General features: G+C 70.6%; 20 protein-coding genes and 1 pseudogene. 10 read left to right on the forward strand and 11 right to left on the reverse strand.

Annotated features, from left to right (window positions below; all coding sequences use genetic code 11):
- Positions 1-91: 91 nt before the first annotated feature.
- Positions 92-3406, reverse strand: coding sequence for a S8 family serine peptidase (locus ACIO1C_RS07520; RefSeq protein WP_401859597.1), 3315 nt, complete (start codon positions 3404-3406; stop codon positions 92-94).
- 392 nt (positions 3407-3798) lie between these two features.
- On the opposite strand from ACIO1C_RS07520, the gene ACIO1C_RS07525 reads away from it, so the two are divergent.
- Positions 3799-5052: a serine hydrolase domain-containing protein gene (locus tag ACIO1C_RS07525; protein ID WP_401859599.1), complete on the forward strand. Its 1254-nt coding sequence runs from the start codon at positions 3799-3801 to the stop codon at positions 5050-5052.
- Positions 5053-5126: 74 nt separating this feature from the next.
- Here the strand turns inward: ACIO1C_RS07525 and ACIO1C_RS07530 are convergent, their stop codons facing one another.
- Both ACIO1C_RS07530 and pepN read right to left on the reverse strand, forming a co-directional pair.
- The gene (locus ACIO1C_RS07530) at positions 5127-6221 is read right to left on the reverse strand and encodes a hypothetical protein (RefSeq protein WP_401859601.1); all 1095 of its coding nucleotides are present in this window, start codon (positions 6219-6221) and stop codon (positions 5127-5129) included.
- A gap of 155 nt (positions 6222-6376) precedes the next feature.
- Entirely contained in the window at positions 6377-8965 is a 2589-nt protein-coding gene (gene pepN / locus ACIO1C_RS07535) for an aminopeptidase N (protein ID WP_401859603.1), read from the reverse strand.
- 198 nt (positions 8966-9163) lie between these two features.
- On the opposite strand from pepN, the gene ACIO1C_RS07540 reads away from it, so the two are divergent.
- Positions 9164-9796: a DsbA family protein gene (locus ACIO1C_RS07540; RefSeq protein WP_401859604.1), complete on the forward strand. Its 633-nt coding sequence runs from the start codon at positions 9164-9166 to the stop codon at positions 9794-9796.
- A 162-nt stretch (positions 9797-9958) separates the two neighbouring features.
- Here the strand turns inward: ACIO1C_RS07540 and ACIO1C_RS07545 are convergent, their stop codons facing one another.
- A complete protein-coding gene (locus tag ACIO1C_RS07545; RefSeq protein WP_401859606.1) occupies positions 9959-10600 on the reverse strand; it encodes a superoxide dismutase in 642 nt (213 codons plus the stop codon).
- Positions 10601-10832: 232 nt separating this feature from the next.
- Here ACIO1C_RS07545 and ACIO1C_RS07550 point away from each other — a divergent pair, with 232 nt between their 5' ends.
- The 3 genes from ACIO1C_RS07550 (at position 10833) to ACIO1C_RS07560 (ending at position 12919) form a co-directional block, all read left to right on the forward strand.
- Complete coding sequence (locus ACIO1C_RS07550; RefSeq protein ID WP_401859608.1) at positions 10833-11423, forward strand: biotin transporter BioY; 591 nt, start codon at positions 10833-10835, stop codon at positions 11421-11423.
- Between the two features lie 60 nt (positions 11424-11483).
- On the forward strand, positions 11484-11972 hold the full coding sequence (locus tag ACIO1C_RS07555; protein ID WP_401859610.1) for a ribose-5-phosphate isomerase: 489 nt from the start codon (positions 11484-11486) through the stop codon (positions 11970-11972).
- A 107-nt stretch (positions 11973-12079) separates the two neighbouring features.
- Complete coding sequence (locus ACIO1C_RS07560) at positions 12080-12919, forward strand: Fpg/Nei family DNA glycosylase (RefSeq protein ID WP_401859612.1); 840 nt, start codon at positions 12080-12082, stop codon at positions 12917-12919.
- Here ACIO1C_RS07560 and ACIO1C_RS07565 read toward each other — a convergent pair.
- Positions 12916-14163 (reverse strand): GNAT family N-acetyltransferase, encoded by a 1248-nt coding sequence (locus ACIO1C_RS07565; RefSeq protein WP_401859614.1) that lies wholly within the window; start codon positions 14161-14163, stop codon positions 12916-12918. The two genes, ACIO1C_RS07560 and ACIO1C_RS07565, sit on opposite strands and share 4 nt — an antisense overlap.
- A 106-nt stretch (positions 14164-14269) precedes the next feature.
- On the opposite strand from ACIO1C_RS07565, the gene ACIO1C_RS07570 reads away from it, so the two are divergent.
- Positions 14270-15415 (forward strand): PP2C family protein-serine/threonine phosphatase, encoded by a 1146-nt coding sequence (locus ACIO1C_RS07570; protein WP_401859616.1) that lies wholly within the window; start codon positions 14270-14272, stop codon positions 15413-15415.
- 110 nt (positions 15416-15525) lie between these two features.
- Entirely contained in the window at positions 15526-15720 is a 195-nt protein-coding gene (locus ACIO1C_RS07575; RefSeq protein ID WP_401859618.1) for a hypothetical protein, read from the forward strand.
- A 12-nt stretch (positions 15721-15732) separates the two neighbouring features.
- Here ACIO1C_RS07575 and ACIO1C_RS07580 read toward each other — a convergent pair whose 3' ends face one another.
- The 3 genes and pseudogenes from ACIO1C_RS07580 to ACIO1C_RS07590 all read right to left on the reverse strand — a co-directional run bounded on the left by ACIO1C_RS07580 (position 15733) and on the right by ACIO1C_RS07590 (position 18324).
- Complete coding sequence (locus ACIO1C_RS07580) at positions 15733-16287, reverse strand: GNAT family N-acetyltransferase (protein ID WP_401859620.1); 555 nt, start codon at positions 16285-16287, stop codon at positions 15733-15735.
- A gap of 7 nt (positions 16288-16294) precedes the next feature.
- A pseudogene (locus ACIO1C_RS07585) lies at positions 16295-17034 on the reverse strand (SDR family oxidoreductase).
- An 87-nt stretch (positions 17035-17121) separates the two neighbouring features.
- The gene (locus ACIO1C_RS07590; protein WP_401859622.1) at positions 17122-18324 is read right to left on the reverse strand and encodes a cation:proton antiporter; all 1203 of its coding nucleotides are present in this window, start codon (positions 18322-18324) and stop codon (positions 17122-17124) included.
- 243 nt (positions 18325-18567) lie between these two features.
- Between ACIO1C_RS07590 and ACIO1C_RS07595 the strand changes: the two genes are divergently transcribed.
- Together ACIO1C_RS07595 and ACIO1C_RS07600 are read left to right on the forward strand one after the other, a co-directional pair.
- The gene (locus ACIO1C_RS07595; RefSeq protein WP_401859624.1) at positions 18568-19389 is read left to right on the forward strand and encodes an ABC transporter ATP-binding protein; all 822 of its coding nucleotides are present in this window, start codon (positions 18568-18570) and stop codon (positions 19387-19389) included.
- A 40-nt stretch (positions 19390-19429) separates the two neighbouring features.
- Positions 19430-19876 carry an HD domain-containing protein gene (locus ACIO1C_RS07600; protein ID WP_401859626.1) on the forward strand — a complete coding sequence of 149 codons (447 nt, stop codon included), beginning with the start codon at positions 19430-19432 and terminating at the stop codon, positions 19874-19876.
- Here ACIO1C_RS07600 and ACIO1C_RS07605 read toward each other — a convergent pair.
- Positions 19827-21044 carry an acyltransferase family protein gene (locus tag ACIO1C_RS07605; protein WP_401859628.1) on the reverse strand — a complete coding sequence of 406 codons (1218 nt, stop codon included), beginning with the start codon at positions 21042-21044 and terminating at the stop codon, positions 19827-19829. The two genes, ACIO1C_RS07600 and ACIO1C_RS07605, sit on opposite strands and share 50 nt — an antisense overlap.
- 446 nt (positions 21045-21490) lie before the next feature.
- Between ACIO1C_RS07605 and ACIO1C_RS07610 the strand changes: the two genes are divergently transcribed.
- A complete protein-coding gene (locus ACIO1C_RS07610) occupies positions 21491-21685 on the forward strand; it encodes a hypothetical protein (protein WP_161311462.1) in 195 nt (64 codons plus the stop codon).
- 1189 nt (positions 21686-22874) lie between these two features.
- Here the strand turns inward: ACIO1C_RS07610 and ACIO1C_RS07615 are convergent.
- Both ACIO1C_RS07615 and ACIO1C_RS07620 read right to left on the reverse strand, forming a co-directional pair.
- Positions 22875-23393: a GNAT family N-acetyltransferase gene (locus tag ACIO1C_RS07615; protein ID WP_401859630.1), complete on the reverse strand. Its 519-nt coding sequence runs from the start codon at positions 23391-23393 to the stop codon at positions 22875-22877.
- A gap of 7 nt (positions 23394-23400) precedes the next feature.
- Positions 23401-24174, reverse strand: a complete 774-nt coding sequence (locus ACIO1C_RS07620; RefSeq protein ID WP_401859631.1) for a GntR family transcriptional regulator — start codon at positions 24172-24174, stop codon at positions 23401-23403.
- Positions 24175-24204 lie beyond the last annotated feature (30 nt).

Here is a 24204-nt window from a genome sequence, read left to right on the forward strand (position 1 = left end):
CCGACAGGTGAGTGCCCCTCCGGAGAGCGTGATGCCCCGGCCCCCCTCGGCGGGGGACCGGGGCATCACAGGTGTCTCACACCGGCCTGGTTCAGCCGGTGGTCTTCGTGATCTGGACGCTGCCGGTGCCCGCGGCCGTGCCGCGTGCGTTCAGCAGCTGCACGTCGCCGAAGAACTGACGTCCCTCGGGAGCCGCGCTGTTCACCACGACATCGGCCGTGACCTGCGCCGACGCGCCGTTGGCGAGCTTGACCGTCTTGGTGTCGTCCACCTTGATGGAGCCCAGCGACGGCGAGTAGTAGACGTCGCGGTAGTCGAACTCCGTGGTACCGGCCGGGACCGAGTAGCCGTCCACCGTCACCGTGTACGTACCGGCGGCGGGGTTGACGAGGCTGACGGACTCCTCGGAGTCGCCGTCCGCCGACTGCCCGACGACCACGGTGCCCTTGGAAACCGTGAGGTCGAGGTCGGCGGAGATGTCCGAGGTGTTGCCGATGGCGACGTCCAGGCGCTCGACGCCCTCACCGACGACGATCGTGGAGACGAGCTTCTGCTGGTCCGCGACCGTCGGCCGCTCGATCTTCGCCGAGCCCAGCGAGCCACCCGCCAGCTTGCCGTCGATGGCGGCGAAGTTGTTCTTGACCGTCCACTGGACCGGGGTCGGTGTGCCGATCTTCGCCTCGGGCAGCGTGGTCACCGCCGGGTCGAAGGTCGCGCCGAGCACCGACACGTCCAGCGTGTACTTGTTGTCGAGCAGCGGCGAGGTACGACGCGCCTCGACCTCGATCTCCCACACGCCGGGGGTCGGGTCCGCGTACGAACGCAGGTCCGGACGGCAGGTGTTGGAGGGGTTCTCGTAGTTCGGGTAGCAGAAGATCGTCGAGCTGTCCTCGACCGGCAGACCGTACGGGTGGATCGAGATGAACCTGGTCTGGCTGTCCTTGGCGAGTCCGCCGAGCGCCACCTCCAGGGCCTTCGCACCCTCGGGCACCGTCAGGAAGTACGACTTCGAGCTGTTGCGCTGCACCGAACCGGACGCCTTGAAGGCGTACGACGGCTTCGCCAGCTCCTTGGAGACGACCACGGTGGCGAGGATCTGCTTGTCCACACCCTCCGTACGACGGTCGTCCGCCTCCAGGATGGCGCTGTGCACGCCGGCCGAGGAGGGCCTGGCCTGGACGGTGACGGTGACCGGCTGGTTCAGCGGCAGCTTGACCTTGTCACTGCCGAGCAGCCGGAACGTGCCGTCGTTGTTCTTCCAGTCCAGCCGGTGCTCCACCGCGCCCTTGGGGCCGGTGGTCCGGGTGATGGTGACGTCGTACGTCCGGCTCTTGCCGGCCTGGAGGCCGCCCTCGCGGTCGTACAGACCCGTACCGAAGCCCGGGGTCTCCAGCGCGAAGTCGATCGCGGTGTCGACCGGGGCCTTCACCGTGTACTCGTGCGCGGTGGCGCCGCGCTCGATCTCCTTCCACGCCCCGACGACGTCGATGAGACCCGCGCCCTGCTCGTGCGCCTGGAGACCGGGGATCTTGTCGGCGCTGCTGGTGAGCGCCGTCCGCAGGTCGGCGGGCGTGAGCGTGCGGTGCTTCTGCTTGGCGGCCGAGATCAGCAGCGCGCTCGCGCCGGTGGCCTGCGGGGACGCCATCGAGGTGCCCTGGAGCATCGAGTAGCCGGGCGGCAGGGTGTAGCCCGCCTCGGCGACCGGGCCGCCGGGGTACCAGGTCTGGGTGCTGTTGATCGCCGCGCCGGGCGCGGTGATGGTCGGCGTGAAGCCGCCGTCCTCACGCGGGCCGCGGGCCGAGAACGGCAGCAGGCCGTACTTCGTCGTCACACCGGAGCCGTAGTTGGCGGCCCAGGTCTCCTTGGAGATGGAGGCGCCGACGGAGATGACCTTGTCCGCCACGGCGGGGTCGCTGATGGTGTTGGTGCCGGGGCCGTCGTTGCCGGCCGAGATGACCAGCTGGACGCCGTACACGTCGATGAGCTGCGTGTAGAGCTGGGCGCGCGCGTTGTTGGCGTCGTTGAGCGCCGGCAGGCCGCCGATGGACATGTTCACGATGTCGACGCCACGGTTGGCGACGAGGTCGATCATGCCCTCGGTCAGCGCGATGTTGGTGCAGCCGCCGCTCCAGGTGCAGGCGCGGGAGGAGACCAGCTTGGCGCCGGGGGCGGCGCCGTTCATCTTGCCGCCGAACAGGCCGTTGGCGGCGGTGATGCCGGCGACGTGCGTGCCGTGCTCGCCCTGGATGACGCCGATGTTGACGTAGTCCGACGTGGCGCCGGACCCGTTGTAGACGACGTCCTTGCGGATCTCGACGACAAACGGGATGCGCTCGACGATCGGGGTCGCCGGGTTGTCCGTACCGAAGTAGCCGATCTGGAAGCCGTCCTTGTACGGCTTCAGCGCGGTGTCGTTCGTGAAGTTGCCGTCGTTGTCCAGGTCGACCCGCACGGTGCCGTTCGCCGGGTCGTAGAGCACGCCCCAGACGTCGGTCGTGTCGCCGTCGCGGTTGAGGTCACCGGCCATGTCGCCGCCGACCGTGACCCGCTCGGCGAAGGGGAGGAACTTGTAGGCGCCGGCCGGCGCCGTCCAGGTCCGGCCCGACGCCGTGAACGTGGGACCGCTGACGGCGCCGTTCATCCGCAGCCAGGTGCCGTCGCCGTCGGACACCGGGTCCGTCGCGGTCACCCAGTCGACGATCTTGCGCTCGCCCGTGGTGGTCTTCTGGAGGGCCGGGTGGCCCAGGTCGACGCCCGAGTCCAGGATGCCGATGGTGACACCGCGGCCGTCGGCCTTCGGGTGCTGCTTGACGAAGTCGACCGCACCGGTCTCGAAGGACGGGTTGTACGGGTTCTTCGCCGGGGTCCTGCTGCTCGGCGCCGGGTACTTCTGGACGGCGGAGCCCTTCGAGCCCTTCGCGTGCGCGACCGTGTCGGCCGCCGGCGTCGGGTCGTCCAGCTGGATCTCCTGCTTGAGATCGATGCCGTGGACGGAGGAGAGCTTCGAGGCCGCCTTGATCGCCGCGTCCGCCTTGGCGGTCGGGAGCGTGGCGCGTACGTAACCGAGCTTGTCGTACGTCTTGCCGACGGTCGCACCGGCGACGTCGTTCAGCTGGCCCGCCACCTGCTCGGTCGCACCGGGGGCGGTGGCGACCATCAGCGTGACGGTCTTCGCGCCCTCGGCCTCGGCCTGGGAGAGCAGTTGGGCGTCCACGGCGCCGAGCTTGTCGGACGACCGGTCGGACTTCACTGCGGCGGTGGCGCCCGGGTCGTCGGTGCCCGTCTCGGAGAACGCGGGGGCGGCGCCCGTGGCGATCAGCGCGGCCACGAGGCCGGCGGCTGCCGCGATCCTGGCCACGCGTCTCGGCCCGGATATGGAGCCTGCGGATTCGGAGGTCATCAGCATCCCTGTGGTGTGGAAAGAGAAGATCCGGATTTCGGTACCGGTGACCGCTCAGCTTTTCGTACATAACAGGGGTTTGTGGAGTGTTGCCGGCGGCGGGATTCGGTCATGGCGTACACCCGCCAACGCGGGTCACCCGCCACGGAGGAGGAACCGCCCCAAACCGGCGAACGTGCCCGGCCCGCGCGGTCGTTCGGCGGCACGACGGAGCGATTCCGTCCGCTCTGCGGACACAGTGACGCGCGTAGTACGCGGCCGGGGGCGGCCCTCCCGTATTCTGCGGCCGCCGCTTGCGAACGACCGAAACGCGATCAACCCCGCCGCGCCGGGCAACTCCCCGCGCCCCGCGGCGGTCCTGTCCGCCGACCGCACCTCACGCACGGAGGAGTTCCCCCATGTCGGCACGTACGGCCCCCTCTCACCGCACCGGGCGGCGCGCCCCGCGACGCGCCACGCACCGCGCCCGTCTCGCCTGGACCGGAGTGCTGGCGGCGGCGGCCCTCGCGTTCACCGCGCCGGCCGGTCCCGCCGTGGCGAGTCCGCCGGTGGCGGGTTCCGGTTCCGGCGGGGCGGGGTCCGCCGTGAAGGACGCGGGAGCGCGGCACTCCGCCACCCAGCGGGCCCTCGACGCCGCCGTCGCGGACGGGGTGCCCGGCGTCCTCGCCCAGGTGAACAGCCGTACCGGCACCTGGTCCGGCACCGCGGGGGTGGGGGACACGGCCACCGGCCGCGAGCGCGGGGCGCGGGACCGCTTCCGCGTCGGCTCCGTCACCAAGACCTTCGTGTCGACCGTCCTGCTCCAACTGGAGGCCGAGGGACGGCTCGACCTGGACGACACCGTCGACCACTGGCTGCCCGGCGTGGTCAGCGGCAACGGCCACGACGGACGCCGGGTGACCCTCCGTCAGCTCCTCAACCACACCAGCGGCATCTACAGCTACACCGCCGACCCCGGCTTCCAGCAGAAGGTCTTCACCACCGACTTCCTCAAGAACCGCTACCGGACCTGGCAGCCGGGCGAACTCGTCGCGATCGCCATGGCGCACGCGCCGGACTTCGCCCCCGGCACGGACTGGAACTACTCCAACACCAACTACGTGCTCGCCGGCCTGGTCGTGGAGAAGGTGACGGGACGCCCGTACGCCACCGAGATCGAGCGCCGTATCCTGCGGCCCCTGCACCTGAGGAGCACCCGCCTGCCGGGTACGGACCCCCGGCTGCCGCGGCCGTCGGGCCGCGCGTACGCCGTCCTCGCCGACGACCCCGCGCAGACGGTCCACGACGTCACCGAACTCAACGCGACGATGGCGGGAGCGGCCGGGAGCCTGATCTCCGACGCCGCCGACCTCAACCGCTTCTACAGCGCGCTGCTCAAGGGCCGGCTGCTGCCCCCGGCCCAGCTCAAGGAGATGAAGACCACCGTCGCGCTCGGCGGCGGGGAGGACGGGGAGGCCGCCGGCTACGGACTCGGCCTGGAGAGGACCCGGTTGTCCTGCGGCACGGTCGTCTGGGGCCACACCGGCGGGATCCACGGCTCCTCCTCGGGCGCCTTCACCACCGCCGACGGCACCCACTCGCTCTCCCTCAACTTCAATGCCGACTGGACCGGTGACCCGGCGCGGGTCGTGGAGGCGGAGTTCTGCGGCTGAGCCGAGTTCCGCGAACGGCCCGAGGAGGGGACGGGCGACCGCGTCCGTCCCCTCTTCTTGTGTGCTGCCGCGTCTCACCTCGGCAGGACCACCACATACGCGGCCGGATCCCTCTCATCCGCCGCCGTCAGCGCCGTACCGACCACCATCGCCTGCTGCTCCAGGGACTCCCGCAGCTTTCTCGGCGTCAGATGCACGACGGTGACGCCCACCCGCTCCAGGTGCTCCCGCCTGCGGGCGTACTCCGACCAGATCGTGTCGTCCTCCTGCGGCCCGCCCGGCCCGCCCTGCCGGGGCGCCCGGGTGTCCAGCTCCACGGCCACCGCCTGCTCCGGCCAGTACGCGTCCACCCCGCCCAGGTGCGGTCCGCCCGGCAGCCGCAGGTCGACGTTCCAGACCGGCTCGGGCAGCGCGTACGTCCGCACCATCTCGTACAACCGCCCCTCGGCCACCGGCCGCCCCTCGGCGAGCAGCGCGTCCACCGCGTCGACCACATGCGGCCGGGCCAGCAGCCGCGCCTGGCTCAACTCCCGTACGACAGAGGCCGGTTCGCAGTGCCCGCCCCGCACGGCCTCGGTGAGCAGCGCCCGTACGACAGCCGCGTCCGACAGCTCCGCGACCGCGTCGGCCACCGCGCGCGCCACCGGCGCCACCGGCACCCCGGTCACCATCTCGGGCCGGGGCAGGGCGTGGGCGCGGATCAGCCGGGCGAACGCCGTGGACCGCAGCCGGCGGGTACGGGGCACCAGCACGTCGATCAGGTCGAGGGCCCGCAGGCCCGGGGTGGACCCGAACCCGTGGAGGGCGAGCGCGGCGAGACCGGTGACCATCACCCCGCCGTACGGGGACGCAGGCCGGGACGGGGACGGCGGGCGACCGCCGGGGGAGGAGCCCGGCTGCGCCGGAACGCCCTTCGCCGCCTCGGGGCCCGGGCGTCCCGCGTACAGCAGCACCGCGTGCAGCCGCTCCTCGCTCGTCGGCGGCCCCGGGTGCAACAGGTAGACCCCCGGCAGCAGTTGCTGCCAGGGGCCACCGGGGCGGCACTGCGCGGCGGCGCGCGCGGCCGCGACTCCGTGCTCGCGCAGCTGCGCGGCCGAGAACACGCGGCGCTGCACGTCGTTGCCGAGGTGACTGAGGGGGCGGGGGGTAACCGGGGTGTTGTTGTTCATGTCCCGGGGTCTGCCCCTCCTGTGACCGCCTTCTAACCCGTTGTTACACGTTCGTCGACAAAACCGGACAAGCTCGCCCTAAAGTACGGGCCTTCGACTGCCGATCACGTACCGCTCAGCATTCGAACGCCGTAAGGCTCGCCCGTCACCGCCCCTCACCGCCCCGCGGCGGCCGCGTCGCACGCCTGCCCCCGCAGCGACCGCGCCAGGTCGTCCGTCGCCTCCAGCACCAGCCTGCGCAGCGCCGGGGCCACCTCCTCGTGCGAGGCGAGCCACGCCTCGGCCGCCTCCAGGGTCGAACGGTCGCCCTGCGCCGCCGGGAACAGCCCGCGCACCACATGCATGGCGATCTGGATCGAACGCTCCGCCCACACCCGTTCGATCACCTCGAAGTACTTCTCCGAGTACGGAGCCAGCAGCTCCCGCTGGTCCGACCGGGCGAACCCGGCGATCGTCGCCTCGACCAGCGCGTTCGACAGCGTGTCCGACTCGACCAGCCGCACCCACGCCTGCGCCTTCACCGCCGCCGACGGCCGGGCCGCCAGGCAGCGCACCTCGTGGCGCTTGCCCGACGCCGTGTCGTCGTGGGCCAGTTCCGCCGCGACGGCGGCCTCGTCCGCGCGGCCGTGCGCGGTCAACGGCTCCAGGAAGGCCCACCGCAGCTCCTGGTCGACATCGAGCCCGTCGATCTTGGCCGTCCCGTCCAACAGCCCCTGAAGCAGCTGGAAGTCCGCGTCCGTCGTGGCGACCGCGGCGAAGAAGCGGGCCCACGTCAGCTGGTGCTGACCACCGGGCTCGGCCGTCCGCAGCTCCCGCAGCGCGCCCTCGGCCAGCAGCCGCCCGCCCTCCTCGCGCCACTCGGGGACCGCGTAGAGGGTGAGCGCGCCCCGCGCCCACGCGTGCAGCATCTGGAGCACCCCGATGTCCGTCTCGCGCCCCGCGTGGGTGAGCACCAGTCCGACGAAGTCCCGCGCCGGCATGAGCGCGTCACGGGTGAGGCTCCACAGCGCGGACCAGCACAGCGCACGCGCCAGCGGGTCGGTGAGAGCGCCGAGATGGGTGCGCAGGGTGTCCAGCGAGGCGGCGTCGAAGCGGATCTTGCAGTACGTCAGGTCCTCGTCGTTGACCAGGATCAGATCGGGCTTCTCCGCGCCCGTCAGCTCCGTGATGACCGTCCGGGGCCCCGCGAGGTCCGTCTCGCCGCGCGCGTACCGTACGAGATCCCCGTCGGCCGTGCGCCGGTAGAGACCGACCGCCACCCGGTGCGGGCGCAGTTCGGGGTGGGACGGGTGGGCCTCCTGGAGCACGGCCAGCTCGGTGATCCGGCCGTCCGCGTCGTAGACGGCCTCCGGGGTCAGGGAGTTGACCCCGGCCGTCTCCAGCCAGGACCGCGACCAGCGGGCCATGTCCCGCCCGGACGTCTCCTCCAGCACGGCGAGCAGGTCGCCGAGGCTGGTGTTCCCGTACGCGTGCCGCTTGAAGTAGCGCCGGGCGCCCTCCAGGAACGCGTCCTGCCCCACGTACGCGACCAGCTGCTTGAGGACGGACGCGCCCTTGGCGTACGTGATCCCGTCGAAGTTCAGCTTGGCGTCCTCCAGGTCACGGATGTCGGCCGTGATCGGGTGGGTGGACGGCAGCTGGTCCGCGCGGTAGGCCCAGGACTTGCGGTTGTTGGCGAAGGTGATCCAGCCGTCCTGGAAGCGGGTCGCCCCGGCCAGCGCGAAGGTGCCCATGAACTCGGCGAAGGACTCCTTGAGCCACAGGTCGTCCCACCAGGTCATGGTGACGAGGTCGCCGAACCACATGTGGGCCATCTCGTGCAGGATGACGTTCGCCCGGTGCTCGTACGACGCCTGCGTCACCTTGCCGCGGAAGATGTACTCCTCGCGGAAGGTCACCAGCCCCGGGTTCTCCATCGCGCCCAGGTTGTACTCGGGCACAAACGCCTGGTCGTACTTCCCGAAGGGGTACGGGTAGTCGAAGCGGTCGTGGAAGAAGTCCAGGCCCTGCTTGGTCAGCAGGAAGACGTCGTCCGCGTCGAAGTGCCGGGCGAGCCCCTTGCGGCACATCGCGCCGAGCGGGATCTCCAGGACCGTGCCGTCGTCGAACGTACGGCGGTAGGAGTCGGTGACGTGGTGGTAAGGGCCCGCGAGGATCGCCGTGATGTACGTCGCGATCGGCTTCGTCTCCGCGAAGCGCCACACCCCGTCGTCGCCCTGGGTCCCTTCGCCGTTGCTCCAGACCCGCCAGCCCTCGGGCGCGGTCACCTGGAAGCGGTACGGCGCCTTGAGGTCGGGCTGCTCGAAATTGGTGAAGACGCGGCGGGCGTCGGCCGGCTCGTACTGCGTGTAGAGGTAGACCTCGCCGTCCTCCGGGTCCACGAAGCGGTGCATGCCCTCGCCGGACCGGCTGTACGCGCACTGCGCGTCGACCACCAGCACGTTCTCCGCGCGGAGATCCTCCAGCGTGACCCGTGAGCCGTCGAAGACGGTGGCGGGGTCCAGGGCGCGGCCGTTGAGGGTGACGGCGGTCACACTCGGGGCGATCAGATCGGCGAAGGCCGCCGCGCCCGGCTCCGAGGAGCGGAAGCGGACGGTCGTCACCGAGCGGAAGGTACGGGGCCCGGAGCCGTCCGGCGCCTCACCCACCGCCGAGCGCAGGTCGAGGTCCACCTCGTACCCGTCTACGGACAGCAGGCCGGCCCGTACACGGGCCTCGTCGCGGGACAGGTTCTCACCGGGCACGGGCACTCCTTCGTGACTCGTTCGTGGGGTTTCGCGGGTGGTGCGTGGTCGTGCGGGGGTCGTTCGAAACAGTGACGATCCTCGCATGTGCCGCTGTGATCGGTCAGCCGGGAATTCCGCCGTCCGGCCGGGACGTTGCAGCGTCGAGGTCCGTGGGGCGCCCGCGGGTACCCGGGACGCCCGTTTCAGAGGAGAGACATGTCCGAGAAGACTCCCGTCGATTTCTGGTTCGACCCGCTGTGCCCCTGGGCATGGATCACCTCCCGCTGGGTCCTTGAGGTGGAGAAGGTCAGGGACATCGACATCCGGTGGCACGTGATGAGCCTCGCCGTCCTGAACGAGGACAAGCTCGACGAGATGCCCGAGCAGTACCGGGAGATGATGCGGACCACGGCGTGGGGGCCGGTCCGTGTGGTGATCGCCGCCCAGCAGAAGCACGGCGACGAGGTGGTCGGCAAGCTCTACACCGCGCTCGGCACCCGCGTCCACAACGGGGGCGAGGGCCCCACGCGTGAGGCGATCGCCTCGGCCCTGGACGACGTCGGCCTGCCGGCCGACCTGCTGGAGTACGCCGACTCCGACACGTACGACAAGGAGCTGCGCGCGTCGCACAAGGAGGGCATAGACAAGGTGGGCCAGGAGGTCGGCACCCCGGTCATCGCCGTCCCCGGCGCGGACGGCGAGCAGATCGGCTTCTTCGGCCCGGTCATCACCCCCGCCCCCCGGGGCGAGGACGCGGGGAAGCTCTGGGACGGCACGCTGCTGGTCGCGTCGATCCCGGGCTTCTACGAGATCAAGCGCACCAGGACCGCGGCGCCGAGCTTCGAGTAGATCCCCGCTCGTACGGGGAAGTGCCGTTCCGCCCCGCACGACGACGAAGGCCCCCCGCGAGTCACGTCCTCGCGGAGGGCCTCCTTCTTTCCGCCCGCCGTGAAGGCTGAGAAGACGATCACGAGCAGGACGTGTGCGACCTCCCTCGGGGGAGGTCCCCCGTCAGGGGGCGATCAGGAGGTTGTTGGCGTTCTTCCGGGCGGCCGTGTAGCGCTTCGCCACGTCCTGCCAGTTGACGACCCGCCACATCGCCTCGACGAAGTCCACCTTCTGGTTCTTGTACTGGAGGTAGAAGGCGTGCTCCCAGGCGTCGAAGACCAGGATCGGGACCGAGCCCTGGCCGACGTTGCCCTGGTGGTCGTAGATCTGTTCCACGATGAGCCGTCCGCTGACGGGCTCGTACGCGAGGACGCCCCACCCCGACCCCTGCGTGGTCGCCGCCGCCTTGGTCAGCTGGGCCTTGAAGCCCGCGAAGGAACCGAAGGACGCGGCGATCGCGTCGGCCAGCTCCCCGACACCGTCGGCCGCGAGCGGCTCGCCGCCGCCGTCACCGGTCATGTTGTGCCAGTAGATCGAGTGCAGGATGTGGCCGGAGAGGTGGAACGCCAGGCTCTTCTCCAGGCCGTTGATGGCCCCCCACGACTCCTTGTCCCGCGCCTCCGCGAGCTGTTCGAGCGTGTCGTTGGCGCCCTTGACGTAGGCCGCGTGGTGCTTGTCGTGGTGCAGTTCGACGATCTGCGGGTTGATGACCGGTTCGAGCGCCGCGTAGTCGTACGGAAGTTCGGGAAGTGTGTAAACGGCCATGTCCAAGCCCTCCGAAACTCTTATTGCACATCTTATGCAGGTGCACGCTAACAGCAAGAGGGCTCGGATGCGGGCAGGTCCCTTGTGACACCCCCGACAAGCCGCTGACCTCCTCTTTGTGGGCGTCCGACGGTGATCGGGCCGGGACGGCCGGGTTACGGTCGGACCGTCCCCCTGCCCGGTACACGCCACGGCCTGCCCGGCGCACCCCCTCACGACCGCCGGAGTCCCCATGAGCACCGCTGCCGCCGCCCCCCGTACCGGAGTGGTCCTCGCCGATCTCCTCCCGGCCCACCGCACCCGCGCGCGTGACCTCGCCCTGGTGGTCGGCGGCGCCGTCCTGACCGGCGTCGCGGCCCAGCTCTCCGTGCCGGTCCCCGGCTCACCGGTGCCGGTCACGGGACAGACGTTCGCCGCGCTGCTCATCGGCGTCTCCCTCGGCGCCCGCCGCGGCTTCCTCTCCCTGGCGCTGTACGCGCTGCTCGGCATGGCCGGGGTCCCGTGGTTCTCCGAAGGGGCCTCCGGCGTGAGCTTCCCGACGCTCGGTTACGTCCTCGGGATGCTGCTCGCCGCGACGGTCGTGGGCGCGCTGGCCCGCCGCGGCGGCGACCGGTCCGTCGTCCGGACGGCCGGGACGATGGTCCTGGGCTCCGCGATCATCTACGCGGTCGGCGTCCCGTACCTCGCCGTGTCGGCGGACATGCCGCTGAGCGCCGCCGTCTCGGCCGGCCTGGTGCCGTTCCTGCTGGGCGACGCGCTCAAGGCCGCGCTGGCGATGGGCGCGCTGCCCGCCGCGTGGAAGCTGGCCGGCCGCCGGGGCTGACACGTACCGTCCCGGCCCCCGATGACGGTCACCCAGCGACACACATGCCACACTCGGAGCATGCGCGTGTACCTCGGTTCCGACCATGCCGGCTTTGAACTCAAGAACCACCTCGTCCAGTGGCTCAAGGCCCAGGGCCACGACCCCGTCGACTGCGGTCCCCACGTCTTCGACGCCCAGGACGACTACCCGCCGTTCTGCCTGCGCGCCGCGGAGGGTACGGCGGCCGACCCGGACAGCCTCGGCATCGTGATCGGCGGCTCCGGCAACGGCGAGCAGATCGCGGCCAACAAGGTCAAGGGCGTACGGGCCGTTCTCGCCTGGAGCGAGCAGACGGCGGCGCTGGGACGTGAGCACAACAACGCGAACGTCATCTCCGTCGGCGGCCGGATGCACACGGAGGAGGAGGCGACCTCCTTCATCGAGACCTTCCTGACCACGCCGTACTCGGGCGAGGAGCGGCACGCGCGCCGGATCGAGATGCTCGCGGAGTACGAGAGCACCCACGTCCTGCCGCCGATCCCGCCGCACCACCCGCAGCAGGACTAGCAGGACCAGCAGGGCCAGAACCACCCCACGACCCCTGTGCCGCCGGGCACCCCTGAACGGCCGCCCGGCGGCACCGTCATGCCGACAGCGTTTCCGAGGAGACCACCGTGCCCGAGGGGCATACGATCCACCGCCTCGCCGAGGACCATCTCGACCGCTTCGGCGGCCGGCCGGTACGGGTCAGCAGCCCGCAGGGCAAGTTCTCCGACAGCGCGGCCCTGCTCGACGGCCAGCTCCTCGACGCGGTGGACGCCCACGGCAAGCACCTCTTCCTGGGCTTCGGGCGGACCGGCTGGGTCCACATCCACCTCGGCCTGTTCGGCAAGGTCGCCCTCGGGTACGCGCCCGCCCCGCCGCCCACGGACACCGTCCGGCTGCGCCTCGTCTCCGCCACGGCCTACATGGACCTGCGGGGTCCCACGACCTGCGCCCTGATCACCGATCCCGAGAAGCGGGCGATACACGACCGGCTGGGCCCCGACCCCCTGCGCCCGAGCGACGACGGCGAGAAGGCGTGGGCCCGGATCTCCCGCTCCCGTACGACCGTCGCCGCCCTCCTCATGGACCAGAAGGTCGTCGCCGGGGTCGGCAACGTCTACCGTGCCGAGGTCCTCTTCCGGCACGGCATCGACCCGTACCGCCCCGGCAAGGACCTCACCCGCGCCGAATGGGACACGATCTGGGCGGACCTGGTGGAGCTGATGCGCGAGGGCGTACGGAACAACCGCATCGACACCGTCCGCCCCGCGCACACCCCCGAGGCCATGGGCCGCCCGCCCCGCGTGGACGACCACGGCGGCGAGGTCTACGTCTACCGCCGGGCGGCGCTGCCCTGCCTCCTCTGCGGTACGGAGATCCGTACCGCACCGCTCGCCGCCCGCAATCTGTTCTGGTGCCCGCGCTGCCAGAGCGGCGATCCCGCTTCTTCCCAGCCGGACAGGCCCTAGAAGCCGTGCGGCAGCCAAGGGGCGACGTCCGAGCCGAAGGCCGCCGCCGCCTCCCCCAGCGCGCCCGGGCGCAGTTCGGCCACGCGGCCCGCGCCCGCCAGCGAGATCAGCGACACCCCGCCCAGATAGGCCGCGCCCAGCTCCCGTACCGAAAGGGCCAGATCGGCCTGGTCCGCCGTGCGGACACAGGACGCGCCCTTCGTGTCGCCGGTCAGCCGCCAACGCTCCTCGTTCCAGGGGCAGAAGGTGTCCTCGACCTCCAGCACCACGTCCACGGGCGTCCGGTACGTCCGTGCCTCCAGCGCCGCGCCCACTTCCACCAGCCGTACGTACAGCGCGTCCCGCACCCGCAGCCCGCAGCGCCTCACGTCCGAGACCAGGTACTGGAACGCGTCGTCCATGGGCCGGTTGCGCGCCCGGACCGTCGAGGTCAGGTCGATGCCGAAGAGGAAACGCCACAGTTCGCCGTACGCCTCCGCGTCACGCGCGTACAGCTCGCGCAGCTCGACCGTGCCGTTCGGGCCCGAGCGGTCCCATTCCGGTTTCACGCGGTAGAGGGTGAACCCCGCCACCTCGCCGTCCCGCTCCACCAGCACGCACTGGAGCGGCGACATCCCGTCGCGCTCGCGTTCGCCGTTGAGGACGGGCAGCCGCTCCCAGCCGGGCGCGCGGGCGATCATCCCGGGCCGTACCGGGACCTGCGAGGCGTAGATCTCCTCACACGCGGCCTGTACGGCGGGGTCGTTCGGCCTGACCTGCCGCAGCCGGATCCGGTCCGCGTCCCCGGGGCGGGCGGGCGGCGGGATCCGTACCCGTACCGTGTCGATCTCCGCGGACAGCTCCTGCGTCGCCGCTCCGTACCCGAACCGACCGTAGATCGGCGGCTCCGACGCAGTCAGCACCGCCAGCGGCTCGCCCCACGCCCGTACGTCGTCCAGCTGGCGCCGCATCATCGCCGAGAGCACCCCGCGCCGCCGGTACGTCGGCGCCACGCTCACCATCGTGACCCCCGCCGCGTCCACGCGCGCCCCGCCCGGAACCGTGAGACCGAAGCTGAACGCCCCGGCCGTCGCGACGCACTCGTCCTCGTCCCAGACGCCGATGAAGCGCCCTCCGAACTCGGTGAGATCTCTCCACAGGACACGTTCCTGGGACGTCTCGGTGATGCCGCCGAAGGCGTGTTCGAGCACCTTGTACCAGCGGTCCCAGTCGGCCGGCGCCAGCTCGCGCAGATCAGTCGTCATATGCCATGAGTAGCAGGGGTACGACGATCGGGCGACCCGATTTCGAACACAATGTCACGGGGGTCCCCCTGCACGCGGAGCAGGTGGATGGATAGGGTCCACAACAATGGCCGGTAACGCGAGAACGGACTCCTCCACGGCCCGGATGCGCAGAACGCTGCACCGGGGCCGTATCGCCCTGCGCAAATCAGGGGTCGACTATTTCCGCGGGGACGGGTCCGACTGGATCGCCCTCGTGGGGCTGTTGCTCACCGTCCCGGTCATCGCCGTCGTCACGGTCGCGGTCCCGGTCTGGTGCGCGCCCTCCACCCTCGTCCTGCCCATCGTGGCCGGCGGTCTGCTGCTGCGGCCCGCCAGCCTGCTCGGCCTGTACGCCGCCGCGGCCACCGCGCTGATCGTCGAGTCGGTCGTCCTCGGCCCGTACACGGAAGGCACCGGCCGGGTCACCCCCGGCGTGGTGCTGGTCGTCGCGGCCTGCGGGCTCTTCGGCCTGCTGATCGCCCAGTTCAGGGCCCGGGTCGGGGTGCCGTGGCGGCGCGGCGGGACGATGCTCTTCGACCTGCGCGAACGCATCCGCGTGCAGAGCGCGCTGCCCCAGCTGCCCAAGGGCTGGCACCACGAGATGGCGCTGCGCCCGGCGGGCGGGCAGTCCTTCTCCGGGGACTTCGTCGTGGCGGCCCGTACGCACGGCGGGCGCACGCTGGAAGTGGTCCTCACGGACGTGTCCGGCAAGGGGATGGACGCGGGCTCGCGGGCGCTGCTGCTGTCCGGGGCCTTCGGCGGCCTGCTCGGGTCGCTCCCTCCGCACGGCTTCCTCCCGGCGGCCAACGGCTATCTGCTCCGCCAGGACTGGGACGAGGGGTTCGCCACCTCCATCCACCTGGTCCTCGACCTGGACTCCGGCGACTACGAACTGCTCTCCGCGGGCCACCTGCCCGCCCTCCAGCTGCACGCGGGCAGCGGCCGCTGGGACGAGATGTCCGGAGAGGGCCCGCTGCTGGGCGTCTACGACGCGGCGCAGTTCGACTCCGTGAAGGGCTCGTTGCGGCCGGGTGACGTCCTGATGTTGTTCACGGACGGTCTGGTGGAGGCCCCGGGCCGTGATCTCGCCGAGGGAATCGACCGCCTGACCGGCGAGGCCGACCGCTATGTGGCGGGCGGCTTCGAGGGGGCGGCCTGGCATCTGATCGAGGCGGTGGCGAAGGACGTCAACGACGACAGGGCGCTGCTGCTGATCTGCCGCGAGGCGTGACGTTCCACTTCCGTAAGACTTTCCCGGCCTCCGCGAGGGCTCCGAAGGGCGAAGCTGGGGCGGTCACGCGCGCACTCGCGCGGACTGGGCGACCCGGAATGGAACAGAACATGGTGGTTCGCGGTGTGGGCGGGGTCATTCTGTGCGTGCTGGGAGCACTCTGGATCGCCCAGGGCACGGGCGCGGTGAGCGGCTCGGGCATGTCGGGCAAGAGCCAGTACGCGTTCCTGGGAGCCCTGGTGGTCCTGGTGGGCGCGTACCTCCTCTACCAGGCCTGGCGCATCCGGGGCCGCGCGCGCCGGTGAGCGGCGGGAACGTCAGCCGGTACCGGCGGCCTCGCGCACCCAGGTGAGCAGCGTGTACGTACGCCCCTTGTCCGTGACGGTCTCCGGGGGCGCGTCCGTGAGCCGGAACCCGGCCGCGCGGGCCACCGCGATGCTCGGGTGGTTGTCCGGCTCGATCTCCAGCACGACGCGGGGCAGCCGCGCCACGCCCAGCGCGTGCGCGACGACGAGCCGCACCGCCCGCGCGGCGAGCCCCCGCCCCCGGTGGGCGGCGCCGACGGCGTAACCGATGCCGCCGGTACGGCGGTTGAGGAGCACCTCGCCGAGGGCGCGGCCGCCGTCAAGGGTGACGGCGAGGTGCAGGGCCCTGCCCTCCTCCTGAGCCCGCCGGGCCCGGTGCAGATACGCGCGGGCGGCGGCGAGGTCGAAGGGTGAGGCGAGCGGGGTACGCCGGGCCACGTCGGGCTCGTCGAACAGCTCGGCCATCACGGGGAGATCGTCCTCGGTCCACTCCCGCAGCACCAGACCGTCGCCGGGCGGGGGAACCGCCAAAGGCCCCTGGGGCGCGTCCGCTCGGTTCTCGTCCATGGGTCTCCTACCGCCCGCCCGAGACCCGGAGCACCGTGCCCGTCGTGTACGAGGCGTCGGGGGAGAGGAGCCAGGCGATGGCGGCGGCGATTTCGTCGGGTTCGCCCGGGCGGCCCAGGGGGATGGTGGGGGCCGCCTTGGCGGGGCGGTCGGGGTCGCCCATCGTCGCGTGCATCCCGGTGTTGATGATGCCGGGCGCGACCGCGTTGACGCGGATGCCGTCGGGGCCCAGTTCCTTCGCCAGGCCGACCGTCAGGGAGTCGGTGGCCGCCTTTGTCGCCGCGTAGTGGACGTACTCGCCGGGACTGCCGAGCCCGGCGGCGGTGGAGGAGACGTTGACGATCGCGCCCGAGCCGAGCGCCCCCATGTCCCTGGCCGCCCTGCGGCAACAGAGCAGGTAGCCCAGGAGGTTCACCTCCAGCACCCGCCGCAGGTCCGCGGTGCGCGTGTCGGCGAGCCGGCCCAGCGGGCCGGTCACCGCGGCGTTGTTGACCAGGTTGTCCACCGGCCCGAGCGCGGCCGCGGCGACGTCGAACAGCCGTCCACGTCCGCCTCGTCGGCGGTGTCCGCCCGTACGGTGACACACCGCGCCCCGGCCGCCCGCACGGCGAGCGCCGTCGATTCGGCGGCGGCGCCGTCAGTGACGTACCCGAGGGCCAGGTCGTGCCCCTCCGCCGCCAGCCGGACGCACGTCGCCGCGCCGATCCCCCGACTGCCCCCTGTGACGATGGTGACCGGACGTGACACGCGTTGCCTCCGTGAGGGGTGTGACCTGCTGGTGCTGGGTGTGACGTGCGGGACGCACCTCCCAGTCGTACCGCACCGCCCACACCCTCAGCCCACCGGCTCCTTGTCCCTCACCGCCGCCGCCCCGCCGCTCCCGCCCGCCGCCTCGGGCGTCCGCCCGCCCGGCAGCAGCCGTGCCAGCCAGTGCGACCGGCCCGCCGCCAGCGGCCCCAGGACCGCCAGGACCAGCACATAGCCCGCGATGAACGGCGCCAGCCGCTCGTCCAGCGCGGCCCCCGCCGCCATCGTCGCCAGGATCAGGGCGAATTCGCCGCGCGCCAGCAGCGTCGTGGAGATGTTCGCCGCGGGCCCCGCGCCGAAGCCGTTGATACGGGCCGCCACCAGCCCCGCGACCACGTTCATCACCAGCGTCACCGCCACCGCCGCCAGTACCGGCCACAGCACCGTCGGCAGATCGCCCGGGTTGATGGACAGACCGAAGGCGAAGAAGAAGATCGCGCCGAACGCGTCCCGCAGCGGGTGGACCAGCTTCCGGATCCGCTCGCCCGACGACGTACTGCCCAGCATCAGACCCACCATGAACGCGCCGATGGCGTCCGCGACCCCGAACCACTCCGAGACCCCCGCCACGAACACGGCCGCCCCCAGGAAGGAGATGACGAGCAGCTCGTCGTCCTTCGTGTCGATCAGCCGCCCGACCACCTTCGTCCCGAACCGCGCCGCCAGCGCGAGCAGCAGCAGGAACCCGAAGGCCTTCCCGCCGTCCAGCAGCGCCGCCTGGACGCTGTCCGCGCCGGACAGGATCGGCTGGAGCGCCGCGAGATAGAGCGCCAGGAAGATGTCCTCGACCACGATGATGCCCAGGATCGGCTTCGTCTCGGGATTGCCGATCCGGCCCAGGTCGACCAGGACCTTGGTGACGATCGCGGACGACGAGATGCCGAGCACCCCGGCCAGCACGAGCGCCTCCGACGTCCCCCAGCCCAGTGCGAAGCCGAAGCCCAGCCCCGCCCCGACGTTCAGCGCCAGGTACGCGCCTCCGGCGAGGGCCATCTTCCGGCCGCCCGCCTTGAGGTCGTCCAGATGGAACTCCAGGCCCAGGTAGAAGAGCAGCAGGACCAGGCCGAGGGCGGAGAGCATCTCCAGGTCGTGCGGGTCGGAGACCAGCACGATGCCGGGGGTGTGCGGGCCGAGGAGGATCCCGGCCAGGATGAACAGGGGGATGGTCGGCAGCTCGATACGGCTGCCGAGGCGGGCGAGCAGGGCGGCGGCGAGAAACGCGCCGCCCATGGCGATGAGGGTCTCCGCGTGTCCGATGGGCTTTCCTCCGTCGGCTTGAGTCAAGAGAAGGTCAAGGGATCGTCAGTAGTTACTTTACCAAAGAGTTTAACAAGCAACTTTCCCCACCTCGGCGGCGCCCCGCTGGGGCTACCCCCACCTCTGCTCCGCCGGGCACCGCCATGGCCGCCCCCACCCCCGCTCACTAGCGTCAGGAGGGCAAGGGCCGGCAGTACGGACGAGAGGGCGGACGCCATGGGATTACGACGCAATCGCACCCGGAACCACGATGAAGGCGACCTGCGCACCGGCGGCGGGGAGAGCGGCATCGCCGTCGAACTCCGCGACGTACGCCGTCAGTACGGACGCGGCCCCGCCGCCGTCCACGCCCTGCGCGGGATCGACCTCGCCCTTCCGCGCGGCAGCTTCACCGCCGTCATGGGCCCCTCGGGCTCCGGCAAGTCCACGTTCCTCCAGTGCGCGGCCGGTCTCGACCACCCCACGACCGGCTCCGTACACCTCGGCGGCACGAACATCACCGGCATGAACGAGACCAGGCTCACCGAACTGCGCCGCACCCGCCTCGGTTTTGTCTTCCAGGCGTTCAACCTGCTGCCGGCGCTGACCGTCGGCCAGAACATCGAGCTGCCCACGCGCCTCGCGGGCCACCGGCCCGACCGGCGCCGTACCGCCGAGATCCTCGGCCGGCTCGGCCTCGCCGACAAGACCGGGCGCCGCCCCGCCGAACTCTCCGGCGGCCAGCAGCAGCGCGTCGCCATCGCGCGCGCCCTCGTCGGCCGGCCCGACGTCGTCTTCGCCGACGAGCCGACCGGCGCCCTCGACACCTCCACGGCGGCCGAGATCCTGGCGCTCCTGCGCACGGCCGTGGACTCCCTCGGCGCGACGGTGGTCATGGTCACCCACGACCCGGCGGCGGCCGCCCATGCCAACCGCGTTCTCTTCCTCGCCGACGGCCTGATCGCGGACAGCCTGCCCCGCGCCGACGCGGCCCGCATCGCCGCCCGCATGACCTCCCTCACCGCCCCGGCCTTCTCCCGCACGGGGGCGGCGGCCTGAGACCTGTCCGCCGGAACGCGGCGGCGGGTACAGTCCGGCCATGCCGCACCTGACCCTGGCCGAGGTCGAAACCCTGGCCCGCGAGGCCCACGCCGCCCAGACCGACAAGGCCGGCCGGCCCTACACCGAGCACCTCAGCGCGGTCGCGGAAGGCGTCCGGGCCAGGGGCGGGTCCGAGGGGCAGATCGCCGCCGCCTGGCTGCACGACGCGGTCGAGGACGACGCCCTGTCACGGGAGTGGCTCGCCGCCGCCCCGCTGCCGCAGCCGGTCAAGGACATGGTCCTCGCGCTCACGAAGGCGAAGGGCGAGGACCTCCGTACGTACACCGCGCGGATCCTGGCCACACCCGGCGCGCTCCTCGTCAAGGAGTCCGACCTCGCGCACAACGCCGATCCGGCCCGGCTCGCCGTACTGGACGAGCCGACCCGGACCCGGCTCACCGAGAAGTACGCGACGGTACGACGCCTGCTCGGCCTGACGCGATAGGAGCGGCGGCCTCCCCGCCCACCGGGGCCGCCCGGCCCGCCGCCACGACGTCCCGGCGGAACGCCCACGCCATCTCCGGCTCCACGGCGAAGTGGAACAGCCGCCGTACCGGGGGAGTGCACAGCAGGGTCACCGCCACGGCCGCCACCAGCGACACGACCACCTCACCGGCCGGATCCGACAGCCAGGGGTACGTGTCGAAGAGCCCGGCGAACACCGCGCCCTTGACCAGGAATCCGTGCAGCAGATAGCCGCAGATCGTGCCCGCGCCCAGCACCGTGAACCACATCCTGCGCCGGGGCACCCAGGCCAGGAAACCGGCCGACAGCACCACCGAGCAGCCGAAGAGGACAAGTGTCATCACGGGCCCGGACCACCACGGTCCGCCCTGCTGCTGGGCGCTGGTGCTGTGGTAGAGCCAGCCGGTCCGCATCCGGGGCGCCACGGCGTACGCGAGCACCAGCGCTCCCGCGAACAGCGGCACCGCCAGCTTCCGCACCTCGGGCCGCCGTACCAGCTGGAAGTGCTCGGGCCGCAGGCTCAGGCCCAGCACGAAGTACGGCAGGAACTGCATCACACGCTGGAGGTTGAGGTCGTCGCCGATGTCCGGCGCCAGCGACGCCAGCGCCGCGATCACGAGCGCGACCGGCAGCGGGTGGCGCAGCGCGCGCCAGATCGGCGCGGTGAGCCGCCAGATGAACAGCGCGGCCAGGAACCAGGTGAGGTACCAGGGATCCAGCAGGCTGATGGGGTGGGGAGTGCCGGAAGAGCTGTCGGCGGCCCGCTTGAAGAGCGAGTAGCCGACCTCGAAGACGACATACGGCACGGCTATGCCGGTCAGCAGCCGCCTGACCTGGTGCGGGCGCGCGGTGAAGCTCCGGGAGAAGTACCCGGAGACGATGATGAAGGTCGGCATGTGGAAGCCGTAGACGACCAGATACAGCGCCTTGGTGGCGCGGCTGCCGTCCATGACCGGTTCCCAGGCGTGCGCGACGGCCACCAGCACGATGGCCAGGTACTTGGCGTTGTCGAAGAACGCGTCCCGCTTGGCGGGTCTCGGCGTGTCGGCCACAGCGGAAGCATCAGTTCCGGTGGGGGACTTCGGCTCGGGTGCCGGAGTGGTCTGAGGGAGTGGGGTCCTGTCATAACCGTGGGGAGCCTGGAACATCTGCCGCACCCTAGCCGCGCGCAAAGCGATTCGTAAAACCTTCCCGATCTGCTCGGGGAAGGGAATGCGCGCACGTCTGACACCACCGACAACTGCCCCTTATGCACCAATTAATCAGCGTTAAAGAGGGCATACGGGCGACCTTGATCGACTCCGTGACGCCCGAGGTGGCGCTGCGTCAATTGCCAACGCGACCTCTTCGTGAGCCGTCCGCGAGTGACGTGAGAATGAGCTGTGGATCAAATGTGCGCACGGCCGGGTGTCGGATCGAATTCGCGCGGGTATTCATCTCCCGCCGGGTGTGGCGGAGTTGGCCGCGATCCGGCGCGCGGGGCGCGCGATTGGCGAGAACTTGACGTCGATGTTTCGTCACAGGGCAACATCAACAAGGCCGTTGATGGCACGATGGGCGGAGCGAGGCGGACCGACGGAGGGTGTGAGCAGTTGTGGCCATTTCACTGTCTGTGGTGGTGCTGTTGGCGATCATCCTCGTGGTGCTGATCCGAGGCGGCTCCCTCAAGGGCGGACCGGCGGTCGTCGCCGTGCTGTTCGGCTTCTTCCTCGCGTCCACGAACATGGCGCCGGCGGTGAACCGGACGCTGAACTCGATAGCGGACACGATCAGCAACATCACGTTCTGAGCGGCGCACGCGAACGGCCCGACCGGTGGCTTGCGCACACGGGTCGGGCCGAAGCTGTGGAGCGGGCGACGGGAATCGAACCCGCGTAGCTAGTTTGGAAGACCCCGTATCTACTGGGTGTTTGACCTCCCGTGGCGCTCATCTGGGAAGAGTCGTCCGGATGTCCAGACTTCCCCGTGGCTCCCCGTGAGTTCCTGAGGCATCGGGCACGCGGCGGGCACGGGAGGTGCTCCGCTCTGGCTGGCGAGCAGGAGCGCTCCCACCGCCGCAGCGGCTGAGAGCAGCATCGAGATCGTGTTGATCGCTTCCGTCGAGCGTTGACGACTTGCGCGCGGGGCAGGCTCGACGCTAACTTGGTGTCTCACCAACGTATTGCAGTTGCAATACGTTGAGGCGGGTTGGTTCTCTTGGTTGTTCATGGATCCTTCTTGCGAGAGTCGAAGGCGCTTGACCTCTGCAGCCGGCAAAGCAGATGAGGTCAAGTGCCGTTTCGGCGTTCCCTGTGCGTAGCCGCAAACCATACCAGGGTTAGCCGCTGCAACGTCCCTGCGTCTCGCGGGAGATGAGCTACCTCGCCCCCTTCTGATGTGGAACACGCCCTGAATGCTGCCCTGTCGGGCGACGGTGTGGTCCCATTCTCACCTACGAAGGCCAGCAACCGCAAGTTCGAAGGTTGAGTAGCGTCAGTAGCCTTAGATTTTAAAATCTGTGCCTCGACGCGGCCACGAAACCTTTGTTCCTAAGGCGCTACCTCAACCCACCACTCACCCCGGCTCCCATCCCGTCCGCCTTCGACCCACACACCGTGGAGCAGTTGGGGCCCAGGTCGTCAAGGTGGAGCGCGCCACTGTACGAACGACCTTGACGACCTGGGCCCCAACTGCTCGGCTTTGCCTGGGTCGGAGGTGGTCGGGATGGGAGCCCACGACGCTCGCCACGATCCGGCCGGCACTCGCGTACGGCGCTCCCTCCATCCCGGTGCCGTAGCGCCCCCGCCGGAGGCATGCCTTGTGCTGCGGCTTGGTTCTCGTCTCATGTCCTCGGGCTTATCCACTGCGGGCGCGCGTCGGCGGCGGCAGCGCCGAGCGGGCCGGAGGCAGGAGCGCGGGCGCAGCCGCAGCCGGGAAGCGCGCCCGGCGGAGCGGAGCGCAGCCGGGTGCCTTGATGAGGTAGAGAAACCTGTAACAGCTCAGTCGGTCGGGGAGACGTAGCAGACGGCTGGGATGGACTCGCTGTCGCCGTAGTGGTGGACGGTCTCGCCGATCTTGCGCCATCCGAGCCGCTCGTAGAGACGGATCGCTGAGGCGTCCTTGGCCATGACATCGAGGACAAGACGCAGCCCCCGCGCCCGTGCGTAGGCGGTGGCGGCCTCAGTGAGTTGCTGGCCTGTCGCATGCTTCCGGGCCGTACGGACCACGAAGAGCCGGGCGAGCACTCCGATGTGGGATTCGTCGTCGCCGCTCTGCTTCGCCCACAACTCGACGGCGGTTTCGTGATGGGCTCGCATCACCGCCACATGACCGACGATCTTGCCGTCTGATTCGGCTACCCACGCTGCCAAAGTGTCATCAGACCTGATCCAGGCTTCCGGGTCGTTGATGCCCTCGACCGGATACCCGTCCGTCTTGTGGACATCGACCAATGCGGCGGCGGCGCCCGGTAGATCGCTGTTCTCGAAGGGGCGTACAACCACGCTCTCCACCAGCATCTCCCAGCTACTCGACGGGCAGTTCGTAGAGCAAGCCAGTTTGGTCCGCCCGGTGGACGTAGCGCGACACCTCGAACGGGGCTCCATCCTGGTCAAGGCTGGTGTGTAGAACTTCGAGAACCGGGACCCCTGGTAGGAGTTGCAGTGTTGCGGCTTCCTCGGGTGTCGGCATCCGGGCGCTGATCTCATCGCGCACCCGGGTCATGACGTGTCCAAGATCCTCAAGACGACCGTAGATCCCGTCTTTCCCCGTCTTGGGCTGCATGAGCAGCGTCCCTTCGGCTTCGTCCCACCGCAGGTACGTCGAAACGATCTGCACCGGCTCGTCATCCGCGAAGTAATGGTTCTCGCGGTGCACGACGCTCTCCTCGGTCGCGGAAACCCGCAGTCGCTCCGCCACGTCGGCCGGCGGAATCGCCCTGGTGATCGACGGAACATCGATTCTCGCCACCTTGCCCTGTCGCTTCGCTTCGAGCCGGAACGGCGTCAGTCCCGTCTCACGGTTCTTGAGCGAGTAGCGATCACTGCCGAAGCGGAACAGTCGCTGCGGCGTCCGCACGAATACCCCACTGCCGTGTTTCGCAGTGACAAGTCCCTGCTCGGCGAGTAGCCGAACGGCTTCGCGTGCGGTGTTGCGGGCTGCTCCGTACTTCTCGGCGAGCACTCGTTCGGACGGCAGTTTGGCGCCGCTCGGAAGTTCTCCAGTTTCGATCTTGCGGCGTAGATCTTCGGCGATGCGCCTGCTGGGCGGCTGTTGAGCCGGGGCGCCTGACGGGGTCATGTGAGGAGTCTAGCAACTGGCTCAAGCCAG

Origin of the sequence: Streptomyces sp. NPDC087420 (genome assembly GCF_044744165.1) — a bacterium.
Taxonomy (GTDB): Bacteria; Actinomycetota; Actinomycetes; order Streptomycetales; family Streptomycetaceae; genus Streptomyces.